The sequence below is a fragment of the Pseudonocardia autotrophica genome (assembly GCF_003945385.1).
Classification (GTDB): Bacteria; Actinomycetota; Actinomycetes; order Mycobacteriales; family Pseudonocardiaceae; genus Pseudonocardia; species Pseudonocardia autotrophica.
The window spans coordinates 90,792-104,724 of the sequence record NZ_AP018920.1 but is presented as its reverse complement, the minus strand read 5'-3'; the positions used below and the strand labels follow the sequence as shown (position 1 = coordinate 104,724).

General features: G+C 73.5%; 11 protein-coding genes. 2 read left to right on the top strand and 9 right to left on the bottom strand.

All coding sequences use genetic code 11. The features are described 5' to 3' along the window. Positions 1-202: 202 nt before the first annotated feature. The 9 genes from Pdca_RS00500 to Pdca_RS00460 all read right to left on the bottom strand — a co-directional run bounded on the left by Pdca_RS00500 (position 203) and on the right by Pdca_RS00460 (position 10,382). Positions 203-1,960 (bottom strand): sodium/solute symporter, encoded by a 1,758-nt coding sequence (locus Pdca_RS00500; protein WP_085914142.1) that lies wholly within the window; start codon positions 1,958-1,960, stop codon positions 203-205. Then, entirely contained in the window at positions 1,957-3,852 is a 1,896-nt protein-coding gene (locus Pdca_RS36220; protein ID WP_197719883.1) for a hypothetical protein, read from the bottom strand. The genes Pdca_RS00500 and Pdca_RS36220 overlap by 4 nt, the downstream gene beginning before the upstream one ends. A gap of 593 nt (positions 3,853-4,445) precedes the next feature. Next, the gene (locus Pdca_RS00490; protein ID WP_085914140.1) at positions 4,446-5,291 is read right to left on the bottom strand and encodes a LytR/AlgR family response regulator transcription factor; all 846 of its coding nucleotides are present in this window, start codon (positions 5,289-5,291) and stop codon (positions 4,446-4,448) included. Between the two features lie 171 nt (positions 5,292-5,462). Then, complete coding sequence (locus tag Pdca_RS00485) at positions 5,463-6,359, bottom strand: S49 family peptidase (protein WP_085914139.1); 897 nt, start codon at positions 6,357-6,359, stop codon at positions 5,463-5,465. A gap of 101 nt (positions 6,360-6,460) precedes the next feature. Beyond that, positions 6,461-7,711, bottom strand: a complete 1,251-nt coding sequence (locus tag Pdca_RS00480; protein ID WP_232021341.1) for a sensor histidine kinase — start codon at positions 7,709-7,711, stop codon at positions 6,461-6,463. Between the two features lie 21 nt (positions 7,712-7,732). Then, positions 7,733-8,608, bottom strand: coding sequence for a DNA-formamidopyrimidine glycosylase family protein (locus tag Pdca_RS00475; RefSeq protein WP_085914137.1), 876 nt, complete (start codon positions 8,606-8,608; stop codon positions 7,733-7,735). An 8-nt stretch (positions 8,609-8,616) separates the two neighbouring features. Continuing rightward, positions 8,617-9,057, bottom strand: coding sequence for a hypothetical protein (locus Pdca_RS00470; RefSeq protein WP_085914136.1), 441 nt, complete (start codon positions 9,055-9,057; stop codon positions 8,617-8,619). A 100-nt stretch (positions 9,058-9,157) separates the two neighbouring features. Then, on the bottom strand, positions 9,158-9,751 hold the full coding sequence (locus tag Pdca_RS00465) for a GNAT family N-acetyltransferase (RefSeq protein ID WP_085914135.1): 594 nt from the start codon (positions 9,749-9,751) through the stop codon (positions 9,158-9,160). Positions 9,752-9,806: 55 nt separating this feature from the next. Continuing rightward, positions 9,807-10,382, bottom strand: a complete 576-nt coding sequence (locus Pdca_RS00460; protein ID WP_125911182.1) for a cupin domain-containing protein — start codon at positions 10,380-10,382, stop codon at positions 9,807-9,809. A gap of 178 nt (positions 10,383-10,560) precedes the next feature. Between Pdca_RS00460 and Pdca_RS00455 the strand changes: the two genes are divergently transcribed. Both Pdca_RS00455 and Pdca_RS00450 read left to right on the top strand, forming a co-directional pair. After that, positions 10,561-11,064 carry a MarR family winged helix-turn-helix transcriptional regulator gene (locus Pdca_RS00455; RefSeq protein WP_085914133.1) on the top strand — a complete coding sequence of 168 codons (504 nt, stop codon included), beginning with the start codon at positions 10,561-10,563 and terminating at the stop codon, positions 11,062-11,064. After that, positions 11,065-13,803 carry an MFS transporter gene (locus Pdca_RS00450; RefSeq protein ID WP_085914132.1) on the top strand — a complete coding sequence of 913 codons (2,739 nt, stop codon included), beginning with the start codon at positions 11,065-11,067 and terminating at the stop codon, positions 13,801-13,803. Positions 13,804-13,933 lie beyond the last annotated feature (130 nt).

The window sequence follows — 13,933 nt, the reverse complement described above, 5'->3', positions numbered from 1 at the left end:
CCGTTCACCGGCCTTTCACCTCGTACTGGCGGGGAGCCGGGTGCGTCCGGGGCCGAGCAGGCCGCGGGACACCCTTACCTCGCACAACGACGACGAATGCTGGCAGTGACGAGAGGGCGTCTCAAACGATGGGAAAGTGCCCGATTTGTACCAGCCACTCGGCCACCCCGGTTACACAGGGTCAGCGCCGAACGGGTTTCGATCAGGTCCGATCGTCGAGCCTGTCACGCATAAGGCCCAGTCGTTCGGGTGCGTGGAGTCGCAACATCACCTGACCGGCGTCCTCCGGTCGCCGCTCCCGGGTGAGCAACGAGGCGGCGATCATCGTCGCGAACGCGAGCGGCACGCTCACGATCGCCGGGCGGTACAGCAGCACCTCGACCCAGCCGGCCGCCGGCCCGAGGAAGGCGGTGTCCAGCCCGGCGAGCGCCGCGACGACCGCTGCGGCCGAGGTGATCCCGCCGACGAGGACGCCGACGATCGCGCCGACGTCGGTGAGGCCACGCCACCAGATGCCGAGCACCAGCAGCGGGCAGAACGTCGACGCCGCGACCGCGAAGACCAGCGCGACGGCCTCGGCGAAGTTCAGCCCGGTCGGGACCAGCGCCACCACGGTCGGCGGCAGCCCGGCGAGCACGGTGGCCAGCGGGAACTTGCGGGTCATCCGCCCCTTGCCGGGCAGCACGTCGGTGGACACCACACTGGCCAGGCTCACCAGCAGCCCGGACGCGGTCGACAGGAACGCCGCCCACGCCCCGGCCGCGACCAGTCCGGCCACCAGCGCACCGAGCAGTCCGCTGCCCAGGATGGCGGTGGGCAGCAGCAGTACCGCGGCGTCCGACCGGCCGGTGACCAGCAGCTGCGGCGTGTACACCCGGGACAGGGCGCCCAACAGCGTCACCAGGATGTAGAAGCCGCCGAGCATCGCCAGTACGACGACGGCGCTGCGCCGGGCCGCCCGTCCGTCGGAGTTGGTGTAGAAGCGGCCCAGCACGTGCGGCAGGCCCATGGTGCCGAGGAAGGTCGCCAGGATCAGCGAGTACGTGCCCAGCAGCTGGTGATCGCCGGAGCCGGCGAACGGGCGCAGCCAGCTCTCGTCGTCGGTGGGCGCGCCGCTGGTCACCGGGACCGGCTCGCCTGCCGCGAAGCCCAGCTCGGTGCCGGGTGCGATGTCGTGCGATGACCCGGCGACCCAGCGCAGCGGGCCGTCGACCGGCACCCCGTCCACCGTGCCGCGCGCGGTCACGTCGACGGAGAGCCGGACGTCCAGCGTGACCGGGGTCGTCACCGAGACGGTCGTCGGCTCGCGGAACTCCGGCGGCTCGTCCCGGGCGAAGGTGTGGTCGTCGCCGAACCAGATCGCGAGCCCGATCACCGCGGGGACGGCCAGCGCGGTCAGCTTGAACCAGTACTGGAACGCCTGCACGAACGTCACCGAACGCATCCCGCCGAACGCGACGGTCGCCAGCACGATGACGCCGGCCCCGGCCGAGCCGATCCAGTCCGGCAGGCCCGTCACGATGCCGAGGGTCAGTCCGGCGCCCTGCAGCTGGGGCAGCAGGTACAGCCAGCAGATCACGATGACGACGGCGGCGCAGACCCGTCGCAGGGCCGGTGAGGCGAGCCGGGCGTCGGCGAAGTCGGGCACCGTGTAGGCGCCGGAGCGGCGCAGCGGGGCCGCCACGAACAACAACAGCAACAGGTAACCGGCGGTATAGCCGACGGCGTACCAGAGCCCGTCGACCCCCTCCACCAGGATCAGCCCGGCGATCCCGAGGAACGACGCCGCGGACAGGTACTCGCCGGAGATCGCTCCGGCGTTCAGCCGGGATGGCACGGTCCGGGAGGCGACCAGGAAGTCCGAGGTCAGCCGCGTCCGGTGGGCGATCGAGCCGATGACCGCGGACACCACGGCCACCAGGACGATCGCGACCAGCGACGCGATGGCGGTCAGGCTCACCGGTCCGCCACGTCGTCGGCGAAGTCCTGTTCGACCGACTCGGCCGAGCGCACGTACCACCAGCCCAGACCGAGCAGGAACGGATAGACGAGCAGTCCGAGCAGCAGCCAGGGCAGCCGGATCCCGACCACCTCGATCTGGCCGAGCACCGGCAGCGCCATGAACAGCGCGGGCAGCATGCCGAGGGTGAACAGCGCGACCAGGCTCACCCGCAGGGCGAGCAGCAGCTGGGTCCGGACCAGCGAGTTGCGGAGCAGGGTGCCGACCGCGCCCGGGTCCTGCACGTCGGAGAGCCCGCGCGAGGAGTGCGCGGTCGACCGGCGCTCGGACAGCACGATGCGCACCCGGTTGCTGCCCGGGCCGTCGGTGCCGCCGGAGCCATCGGGGCCGGCGGTGCCGTCCTGCTCCGGTGCGACGGTCGGCGCCGCGGCGAACCGGCGGGGCCGGGCGCCGGTGTAGGGCGCGAACGAGGTGGCCGTCAGATCGGCGCCCGGGTCCGGGGCCGGGGCGGGCGCCACCGGGGTGTCGAGGCCTGGGGCGCGCCAGATGACCTCGGTGCGCTCGGCGGCCGGGCCGCGTAGGTCGTCGTGCAGGTCGTCGTGCAGGTCACCGTGGACGTCGTCGTCCAGGTCGTCGGCCAGGTCGTCGTACGAGTCACCGTACGAGTCGTCGTCGTACAGGTCGCCGTCGATGTCGCTGTGGCCGGCGCCGTGGACACGGCTGTGGACATCGCTGCGGACGTCTCCGCGCAGGTCACCGCGGACGCCTCCGCGCATGTCACTGCGGACGTCTCCGCGCAGGTCCCCGCGCACGCCTCCGCGCAGGTCGCCGCCCGCGTCTTCGGGCAGGTCGCCGCCGGCGTCTTGGTGCGGGTTGTCGGACAGTGCGTCCGGGCGTTCGCCGGGAGCGGCGGGAGCCCCGGTGGGGGGTGTGACACCGGGCGGGTCGGCGACCACATCGGGGCGGCTGCGACGGCCCGCCGCGCTCCAGCGGGTGGGGACCGGCCTGGTCTCGGGGTGCACGTCCGCGCCGGGGCCGGTCTCGGTGCCGGCGTCGGCCGGGGGCGCGTCGGCGGGGGTCGCGCCGGCACCGCCGAGCAGCGCGCTCCGGTCCGGTGCCCAGCCGCGGCTCCACTCGGTCGTCGCGCCCGGGATGCGCCGCGGCAGTCCGGCCGCGCCGGTCGCCGGCGGCCACTGCTTGCCGCTGTCGGTGGGCGCGCCGGATGTGGGACGGCCGGGCGCGGGCCAGCCGTCGGCCGCGGCGGAGTCGCGCACGCCGTCCGGGGCGTAGGGGTCCGGCATCAGCGTGGAGCGCGGACGCGGGTATCCGGAGCGCGCCCGGGGATGCTGCGGCTCTCGGTGCTCGTCGTCGGGCCCGGTGCCGTCCGATCCGGGATCGGTCGGCCCCTCGGGAGGCGACGGTGTCGCGGTGGGGAGCGGGGCGGCCCCGCGTTCCGCGTCGGGGCGCTCGGCCCCAGGGTGCTCGGCCCCAGGGTGCTCGACGAGGGGGAGCTCGGCAGCAGGGTGCCCGGCAGCGGGATGCCCGGCTACTGGGTGCTCAGCGGCGGAGCGTTCGGCGACAGGGTGCTCGACGGCGGGCTGCTCAGCGACAGCGTGTCCGGCGGCGGGGTGTTCCGCAGCCTGGTCGGCGCGGGCGTGCCTGCTCGCTCTTCCGGCGCGGTCCGCGACCCGGCGCGCGATCTCCTGCTGCAGCCAGTCGGCGCCGTCAGCACCGGCGCCGGTCTCGTCGGCGCCGTTCCCGGCGGCCTCGCGACGGGCGCGACGCCCTGGCCGGTCCGCGGACGCGGTCGGGGTACTGCTCCCGTCGGGTGCCGGCCCGGGTCCGGTGTTGCCCGGCTGGGCGGCGGGGGGCTCAGTGGCAGGGGGCTCCACGGCAGGGGGCTCCGCGCCGGGGCGCTCGGCTACGGGGTCCGGCTCAGCCGGCTGCCCGGCCCCGGGGTCAGGCTCAGGAGGGCGTCCGGCTCCGGGGTCTGCCGCAGCGGCGCCGTACCCGGCCTCGGCATCGCTCGCGATGGGCCGTCCGGAGCCGGCGTGCCCTGCGGCGGGGTGCCCGGCCGGCACACCGTTCGCGGCCTGCCCCCCGGAGCCGGCGTACGTGGCCGCGGGGTGCCCAGCACCGGTGTCACCCGCGCCGGTGGGTGGATCGACCGGCCGCGGGACGCCGCCGGAGAACGCCGGGCTGCGCGGGCGCGGCGCGACCGGGCCGGCCGCCCCGGCCCGCGGGTGCTGCCCACCGGCCGCCTCGGGGCCCGGTGCGCCCGGCTGTGCCGCCGGTGCCCCGGCCGGGGCACCCCCGTTGCGGTTCGCCCGGTCCGGGCCGCCGGATCCTCCGGAGCCCCCGGTGCGGGCCGCGCGGTTGGGCCACACGGCACCGTTGCGTGGCGTCGCGGAATCGTCGCGTTCGCCCGGCGTCTCCTCATCGGACGCCGGACGCACCGACGGCTGAACGCCGCCGGTGGACCTGCTCACCTCTGACTCCACGCCTGCTTGGTCGCGCGGACGAGGCGGTCCTTCAGCTCACGGGTGTGCCGGCGGCTGACCGGCAGCTCGGCGGTCTCCGGCCCGGACCCGATCCGCACGACGTACCCGGAGCCGGCCAGCCGCAGCTCGGTGACCAGCGGCAACGCGACCAGGAACGACCGGTGGATCCGGACGAATCCGGCGTCCCGCCAGCGGTCCTCCAGCACCGACAGCGGAATCCGCACGAGGTGGCTGCCGTCGGTGGTGTGCAGCCGGGCGTAGTCGCCCTGAGCCTCGACATAGCGCACGGCGGAGCGCGGCACGAGCTTGGTGGTTCCGGCCAGCTCGACCGGGATCACCTCGTCGTCGCCGGAGTCGTCGCGGGCCTGCTCGACGGGCCCGCTGCGGCGGGTCGAGAGGATCCGGTCCAGTGCCGCGGAGAGCCGCTCGGTGCGCAGCGGCTTGAGCAGGTAGTCGATGGCGCCGACGTCGTAGGCGTCGACGGCACGGTCGTCGTGTGCGGTGACGAACACGATCGCCGGCTGCACCGCCATGTTCTTCAGCACCCGGGCGAGCTCCAGGCCGTCCAGCCCGGGCATCCGGATGTCGAGGAACACGGCGTCGATGTCGGTCTGCTCGGCGACATCGCCGGCCCCACCGGGCAGTCCGCCCGCCGGAGCGCCGGCCCGGCGCCCGTTCAGGATGCGCAGCGCCTCGGTGGACTCACCGGCCTTGAGGACGGTCGTGACACGCGCGTCCTCGTTCAGCAGGAATGCCATCTCCTCGAGCGCGGGCTGCTCGTCGTCCACCGCGAGCACGACCAGTCCCCGAGTGGTCTCGTTGCTGTCCACGATCTCCTCATCCTGCTTCCGGTCCCGGACCGGGAACCCATCGACCTCGATGATCGCCCTGCGCCGCGACCATGGTGACGTGCCGACGCGCGGAGTGCCAGGGCACGAACCGGATCGGTGACCGTCCGGACACGTGGCGAGGTCCCGGCGCGGCTACGGCGACCGCCTGTCTCACAACCCGAACCGTGCCCAGGTGGCTCTCGTCTCGACCGCTGTGAGCAGCTCCGACCCGATCGCAGCAGGGTCCACTCCCGGGTGACCGACCGACGCCGCGCCACCGGCCCCCAGCCGGGCGAGCAGCGGCTTGCGCTGGTCGACCGGACGCTGCTCGGCATCCGGGAAGCGCTCGGTGAGCACGTCGTGCGCGGTGCCGATCCCGTCGATCAGCCCGAGCTCGCGGGCCCGCTCACCCAGCCACACCTCGCCGTCGAACAGCTCGGTCCCGCTGTCCAGCCGGTCCCCGCGCCGCTCCCGGACCCAGCCGACGAACCGCTCGTGCAGCTGCTCCTGCAACCCGGTCAGCCAGGCGACGTCCTCCGGCTTCTCCGGCAGGAACGGGTCCAGCCGGGACTTCGAGCCGCCCGCGGTGTGCAGCCGCCGGGTCACACCCCACCGATCGATCAGGCCCTCCAGCCCGAACCCGGCGCTGATCACACCGATCGAGCCGACGATCGACGTCGAGCAGGCGTAGATCTCGTCGGCCGCACAGGCCAGCCAGTACCCGCCGGACGCCGCGACGTCCTCGCAGAACGCGAGCACCGGCACGTCCTTCTCCGCGGCCAGGCCGCGGATCCGGTCACCGATCAGCTGCGACTGGGTCGGCGACCCGCCCGGAGAGTTGATCACCAGGGCGACCGCGGCGAGCCTGTCCGGTGCGAACGCACGCTCCAGGACCTTCTCCACCGAGGCGGCGTTGAGGACCTGACGGGGAACCGGCGCGGCCTGGGCGCTGATCACGCCGTGCAGCCGCACCACGGAGACCACCGGGGAACCGGCCGCACCGACGGTCTCCCCGAGTCTGCCCGGCAACCGGGAGGTCACGGCGGCGGGAATGCGCAGGACGTCCATGCGATCCCACCGTACGCGGGAGCGCTCCGTGACGTGGCGTGACCGGATCGGCACATCGCGGCGTGTCGCCGCTCACCCGTGCGGAGCAGCGGCATCGGCGCTCAGGCCCGGATACCCGCCCGGAACTTCGGGACCCGCAGGGTGATCTTCATACCGGCGCCGATGTTGGTGTCGACGACCAGGCCGAAGTTGTCGCCGAAGGCCGACCGCATCCGGTCGTCGACATTGCCCAGACCGACGTGCGCACCGGACAGGTGGGCGTCGTCGAGGTCCTCGTTGAGCCGCGCCGGGTCCATGCCGACGCCGTCGTCCTCCACCACGATCACGCACTCCGAGCCGGCGTTCTCCGCCCGGATGGTGACCGTCCCGCCGTTCGGCTTGCCGGACAGCCCGTGCCGGACCGCGTTCTCCACGAGCGGCTGCAGGGCGAGGAAGGGCAGCACGACGTTCTGCACCTCGGGATCGATCTGCAGCCGGATGTTGAGCCGGTTGCCGAACCGGGCCTTCTCCAGCCGGACGTAACGCTCGATGTTGTTGAGCTCGTCGATCAGCGTCGTGTACTCGCCGGCCGACCGGAACGAGTACCGGGTGAAGTCGGCGAACTCGATCAGCAGCTCGCGGGCGCGGGCCGGGTCGGTCCGGATGAACGACGCGATCGTGGTCAGCGCGTTGTAGACGAAGTGCGGTGAGATCTGGGCCCGCAACGCCCGGACCTCCGCGCGGTTCAGCCGGGCCCTGGAGTCGTCGAGCTCGGCGAGCTCCAGCTGGCTGGACACGTAGCGGGCGACCTCGCCGGTCGCCCGGAGCACCGGCGGGCCGGCGGTCGCCGGGGTGAGCGCGGCGAGCGTGCCGATGATGTTGCCGTCGCTCTCCAGCGGCACCACGACGATGCCGCGCACCTCGCAGCCGGGCTGGTTGCACTTGATGGAGGTGTGGCTCATCAGCTCCATCCGGCCGGTGGAGATCACCCGGTCGGCGAGCGTCTGCACGTCCTGCTGGTGCTGGTCGGCGCTGCCGTCCCAGCCCAGCACGGTGGCGCGGGAGTCGGTCATCGCCATCGCCGTGCTCTCCAGCAGCTGGCGCAGATAGGGCAGGGCCTGCGACGCGGAGCGCTGGGACAGCCCCTCCCGCAGCACCGGGGCGGCCAGCGCCACCGTGTGCAGCGCGGAGAAAGTGGCCTTGGCCAGCGGCGAGACCATGTTGTTGCGGCGGTTGCGCTGCCACAGGAACACGAACACCGCGATCACGAGCACGACGATCGCGACGATCAACAGCAGCACCAGGGACGGGGCGAGCCCCGTCTGCCCGTCGACGACGGCGAGTTGCACCGCCGCCCCGCCCGTCCTGCTCACCGCTGCGCCTCCTGGGACGACCTACCTCACCAGCCGGGACAACCGACGGTCCGCAAGCGGCTTGCCACCGGTCTGGCAGGTCGGACAGTACTGGAACGATCTCTCGGCGAACGACACCTCCCGGACGGTGTCGCCGCAGACCGGACAGGGCAGTCCGGTCCGGGCGTGCACCCGCAGACCGGAGCGCTTCTCGCCCTTCAGCTCGGCCGCGCCCTGGCCCACCGACCGCTCGACGGCGTCGTCGAGCACCCCGTGCAGCGCCGCGAACAGCCGGTCCCGAGCCGCCTCGTCGAGCCGGGCACCGACGGCGTACGGGGAGAGCCGCGCGGTGTGCAGGATCTCGTCGGAGTAGGCGTTACCGACCCCGGCCAGCGTCCGCTGATCGGTCAGCAGCGTCTTGAGCCGGCGGTTGTCGCCGTCGAGCAGCTCGTCGAGCCCGGGCCGGGTCAGCTCCAGCGCATCGGGCCCCAGCCGCACGATCCCGGGCACCTGCGCCGGGTCCGTCACCAGGTACACGGCGAGCCGTTTCTGGGTGCCGGCCTCGGTCAGGTCGAAACCGGGGCCGCCGACGGCGTCGAGATGCACCCGCAGCTGCAGCGGGCCGCGCCCCGGTTTCGGCGGCGTGCTGCCGGCGGTCGCGTGCCAGCGCAGCCATCCGGCCCGGGACAGGTGCGTGATCAGGTGCAACGGCTCGTCCGGCCGGTCGGCGAGATCGACCGAGAGGAACTTCCCGAACCGGGACGCGCCGGTCACGACCCGGCCGGTCAGCGCCGACACCGGCGGATCGAAGGTCTTGAGCGCGCTCATCGATGCCAGGTCCACCCGGGCCACCGGGCGGTACACGGCGTGCTCGCGCAGGTGGTGTGCGAGGGCCTCCACCTCCGGCAGTTCGGGCACCGCGACTCCTAGTTGATGGGTTGCAGCGGGCTGTCCGCGTGCCCGGGCGTCGACCGGTTCTTCAGGCTGCGGATCACCACCTTGGTCTCCTCGCGGGCGGTGGCGAGCCCGCGGACCATTCCGGTCCACTTCTCCGGCGGCAGGTCGTAGCCACCCTGGGTCTTGGCGGTGATCGTGAACGGGCGCCGCAGCAGCCAGCGCACCGGGAAGAAGCCGAGCCCGAAGATCACGACGAGCCAGAAGAACCAGGGGAAGACCACGGCACCCGGTGCCCAGACCAGCAGCACCAGCCAGAACAGACCGAGCGCCGACAGGATGAGCACGACCGCGCCGTTACCGGCGTCGACGTCGTGCTCGAACTCGTCGCCCACGGCGGGTGTGGTCCACTCGATCCGCCGCTGCACCTGCCACTCGCGGTAGTCCGCCGCGATGACCGTCTTCGTCGCCATGCATCCCGCCCCGGGTTCCGCGCCCACCGCGCCCTGCCCCGTACCGCCGTCGATGCTCCCACAGCGCAGCGCCGGATCCGAGTACGCGCGAGGACGCGCGTCAGCGGGCGGGCCGGACCATCGCCCAGGTGCGCGGGCCGTCGTGCGGCAGGTCGATCTCCGTGAGGACGCTGAAGCCCATCCGCCGGTAGATGCCCACGTTGACCGGATCGGACGTCTCCAGGAAGGCGGGCATCCGCCCGGCGTCCGCCGCGGCGAGCCCGGGTGCCAGCACCGCCCGGCCCAGCCCGCGCCCCTGCCTGCCGGGCCGCACACCGACCGGCGCCAGGAACCAGAGCGGTGTGGGTGGCCGGTACTCCGCCAGGACCGACTCCGCAGCAGTGGCCATCGCGGCCCGGTCCCCGGCCAGCTCGGCGAGCCGTGCGGCCGCGCGGGTCAGCGCCTCCTCCACCGCCGGAGTCGACGGGGTCCACACTGCGACGGCGTCGATCCCGTCCGGCCCGTCGATCACGTGCACCCGGCCGTGCGGTAGCCCCACCTCCCGGATCAGCAGCTCGTGGCAGGCACGCAGCCGCCGGACATGGTCGTCGGCGGCGATCGTGTGCCGGGTGAACGGGTAGTCGGCGAAGGCCTCGGCCAGCGCGTCCACGCAGCCGTCGAGATCGGCGGGCGTCGCCTCACGTGCGGAACTCACGGGTCGTCAGGCTACGAAACCCGGGCGCAGGACTCGAACGCGTTCCGCACCCCGGTCAGCAGGCGGGTTCGACCGGTTCCCGTTCGGCGACGTCGGGGGCGAGCAGCTGCGACCGGGTCAGTACGACCGGCTCCGGCCCGTCGTTGCGCAGCTCGTTGGGCTCGCCGTCGCCGAGGAAGAAGGCCTCGCCGGTCCGGAAGGTCTGCGGCTCACAGCGCCCGGCCCGCTGCACGGTGAGCTCACCGGACCGGACCGCGGAGGTCGCCGTGCCGGGGTGCCGGATCCAGCCGGTGACCTGGCCGGGCTGCAGCACCTCGGTGCGCACCAGCAGCTCCGCCGGCCCGGGGGTGCTGATCTCGACGGGCTGCTCGAGGGTGGCCCGGGTATCCGATCCGGCCTGCGCGACCGGCGCACCGGGCACTCCGGGCAGCGCGGTGGCGGTCGGGTCGTCCGGGCCGGTGCCGGGCTGCTCGGGTTCGGCCGGTGCCCCTGCCGCGGGGGCGTCGGCACCGGGCGCGTCGGCGCCGGACTCGTGGCCGAGCTGGCCGGACTGCGCACACCCGGCGAGGAGGGCCGCGGCGGCGAGCAGCAGCGCCGGTCCGGCGATGGCGGGACGGGGACGGGTACGCACGACGGTCCTCCCGGGGAGCGAGACGGATCGTCGCGAGGCTAGTGCCCGCCGCCCGGCGACGTCGGGGCGCACCCCTGCGTGGCGCAGGTCACCTCCACGGAGTTGCATTGCGCAACGTCACGAGCGCATAGTTGCGCCGGTCAACTAGTTGCGTGATACATGCAAGTGGAGAGCTGCGATGGCCGCCACCGCACCCGCCTCCCGGGACCCGGTCACCACCCCGGAACCGGAGGATCCCGACCTGGCGCTCGCCGACACCGTCGTCCGCCAGCTGTTCCTGCTGACCCGGCAGGTCAAGCGGTCGGCCGAACGGCACCGCCCCGAGATGATCGTCGACATGGCCGGCTACCACCTGCTGGCCCATCTGCGATTCGGCGGGCCGCAACGGGCCGGCGAGGTCGCGGCGACGCTGCACTCCGATCCGTCGACCGTCAGCCGCCAGGTCACCGCGCTGGTGAAGGCCGGACTGGTGGAGCGGCGCGCCGATCCGGACGACGGCCGGGCATCCCTGCTCGCCGCGACCGACGAGGGCTTCCGCGTGATCGAGACCGAGCGACGACGCCGGGCCCGGGCCATCGCCGAGGTGCTCGGCGAGTGGGCCGCCCCCGACCGCGCGGCCCTGACCGATCTGCTCGGCCGCTTCCTCGACGACTACCAGACCTTCGAAGCACGGGAGTCCTGAATGTCCACAGCCGCCGCCGCGTCCCGCGCGGACGGGGAGCTGACCCATCGCCAGATCCTCACCGTCCTCGGTGGGCTGCTGCTGGGCATGTTCCTGGCAGCACTCGACCAGACGGTCGTCTCGACCGCCATCCGCACCATCGCCGACGACCTGCAGGGATTGTCCCTGCAAGCATGGGCGACCACCGCGTTCCTGATCACCAGCACGATCGCGACACCGCTCTACGGCAAGCTCTCCGACATCTTCGGCCGCAAGCCGCTGTTCATGATCGCGATCACGATCTTCCTGATCGGCTCGGTCGCCTGCACCCTGGCGTGGTCGATGTACTCGCTGGCCGCGTTCCGCGCCCTGCAGGGGCTCGGCGCGGGTGGCCTGATGTCGCTGGCGCTGACCATCCTGGGCGACATCGTCCCACCCCGGGAACGGGCCCGCTACCAGGGCTTCTTCCTGGCCGTGTTCGGCACGTCCAGCGTCATCGGGCCGGTCATCGGCGGCCTGCTGTCCGGCGTGGACACCATTCTCGGGATCGACGGCTGGCGATGGATCTTCCTGGTCAACGTCCCGATCGGGCTGATCGCGCTGGTCGTCGTGCAGCGCGTGCTGAACGTCCCGCACGTGCCGCGGCCCGCCCGGATCGACTGGCCGGGCGCGCTGGCGCTGACCCTGTGCCTGGTGCCGCTGCTGATCGTCGCCGAGCAGGGCCGGGAGTGGGGCTGGACGTCGACGAACTCGATCGTGTTCTACGTCGTCGGTCTGGTCGGGCTGGGCCTGTTCCTGCTCGCCGAGCGAACCTACGGCGACGCGGCACTGCTGCCGCTGCGGCTGTTCCGCACCGGCATCTTCTCGCTGTCCAGCGTGATCAACCTGCTGATCGGCATGGCGATGTTCGGCGGGATCGCGCTGCTGCCGCAGTTCCTGCAGATCGTGCACGGCGCGACGCCGATCGAGGCCGGACTGATGATGCTGCCGCTGATGCTCGGGATCATGGTCGCCTCGATCGCCTCCGGTCAGCTGACCTCGCGCACCGGCCGCTACAAGATCTTCCCGGTACTTGGCACCGCGCTGATCACGATCGCGATGCTGCTGCTGTGGCGGACGGTCACCCCGCAGATCCCGATCTGGCAGCTCGACCTGACGATGGGGCTGCTCGGTCTCGGCCTCGGCCTGTGCATGCAGACCCTCGTACTGGCGGTGCAGAACGCGATGCCCGCCCGGGACATGGGCGTCACCACCTCGTCGGTCACGTTCTTCCGGCAGATGGGCGGCACGCTGGGCACCGCGGTCTTCCTGTCCGTGGTGTTCTCCACCGCCGGGGACCGGATCGGCGACTCCCTCCGGTCCGCGCTGGGCACCGAGACGTTCCGGTCCGCGCTCGCCGATCCGGCCGTCACGGCCGATCCGGCGAACCGCGCCGTCGTCGACGGGCTGACCGGCGGGCAACCGGGCGGGCTGAGCTCGGCGGTGCTGAGCGACTCGTCGTTCCTGCAGCAGATCGATCCGCGGCTGGCGGCGCCCTTCCAGGAGGGCTTCACCAGCTCGATGACGCTCGCATTCCTGATCGCCGGTGCCGTTGCAGCAGCGGCGTTCGTGCTGGTGCTCTTCCTGCGGGAGCTGCCGCTGCGCACGATGTCGGGCGCGCAGGCGGCCCGCGCCGAGGCCGAGGCGGAGGCGGGCTCCGCCGCCGTCCCCACCGGCGAGGTCTCCGCGGTCGCACCGGCTCCGGCACCGGCCGGACCGGTGACAGCGCCGGCCGGACCGGTGACGGCCCCGATCCCGGTGCCCGGCGGGACCTCCCGGCACTCACCGGACACGCCGGCCCTCACCGGCCGGGTGCTGCACGGCACCGGTGACGATCCGGCCGCGGCCACCGTCACCGTGCTGCGACTGTCCGGCGAGCAGATCGGCCGGACCCGGACCGACGAGGACGGCAACTACCGGATCTCCGTCGACGGTCCGGGCCGGTACCTGGTCGTCGTCGCCGCCGGCACACGACCGCCGCACGCCTCGACGGTCGAGATCAGGCCCGTGGGGAGCAGCGTCACGGGGATCGGCGCTGCGGGGATCGATGCTGGGGGGAGCGGCGCCGGGGAGGTCCGGCACGACGTGCGACTGACCGACGGCGGCGGGATCCGGGGCACCGTGCTGGACCCGTCCGGCACCGGGGTCGCCCGGGTCACCGTTTCGCTGATCGACCACGACGGCGACGTCGTCACCGCGGCCGAGTCCGCGGACTCCGGCCGGTTCTCCCTCACCGCGGTGCCACCGGGGCACTACGTGCTGGCGGCGGCCGGCGAGAGCGTCGATCCGGTGGCGCTCGGGGTGGACGTCCCGGCCGGCGGGCCGGTGACCCAGGACCTGCTGCTGCCCGAGCGTTCCCGGCTGACCGGCCGGGTGACCGCGGCACCGGACGGCCTGCCCGTGGCACAGGCGATCGCGACCCTGATCGACTCCGACGGTGCGGTCGTCGGGTCCCGGCTCTCGGGCCGCGACGGCACCTTCACGTTCGAGGGGCTCACTCCGGGCAGCTACACGCTCGCGACGAGCGGGTATCCGCCGGTGGCGGCCGTCGTGTCGCTGGAGGCGGGCCGGGTCACGCACTCCGACGTGGCGTTCCCGCTCCCGCTCGACGACGGTGCCGCGCGGAACGGCGACGGGCGGAACGGCGACGGGCGGAACGGCGACGGGCGGAACGGCGACGGGCGGCAGCTCGGGGAGCGCCCGGCGGAGGGGGCCCGGTAGCGGCGGCCATCCCGGGAGCGGCCCATGAGGCGGGCGCGGCCGGGTGTTCCGCGCGGGGGGCGGGCTGCCGCGCAGCCGGCTTCCGCGTAAGCGGGCGGCGCGGGCAAGCGGGCGGCAGCGCGGTCGGGCC

Bases quoted from the DNA above. Each gene is read 5' to 3' on its own strand.
- Pdca_RS00485 (WP_085914139.1), bottom strand. From the start codon at position 6,359: ATGGACGTCCTGCGCATTCCCGCCGCCGTGACCTCCCGGTTGCCGGGC.
- Pdca_RS00470 (WP_085914136.1), bottom strand. From the start codon at position 9,057: ATGGCGACGAAGACGGTCATCGCGGCGGACTACCGCGAGTGGCAGGTG.
- Pdca_RS00455 (WP_085914133.1), top strand. From the start codon at position 10,561: ATGGCCGCCACCGCACCCGCCTCCCGGGACCCGGTCACCACCCCGGAA.
- Pdca_RS00450 (WP_085914132.1), top strand. From the start codon at position 11,065: ATGTCCACAGCCGCCGCCGCGTCCCGCGCGGACGGGGAGCTGACCCAT.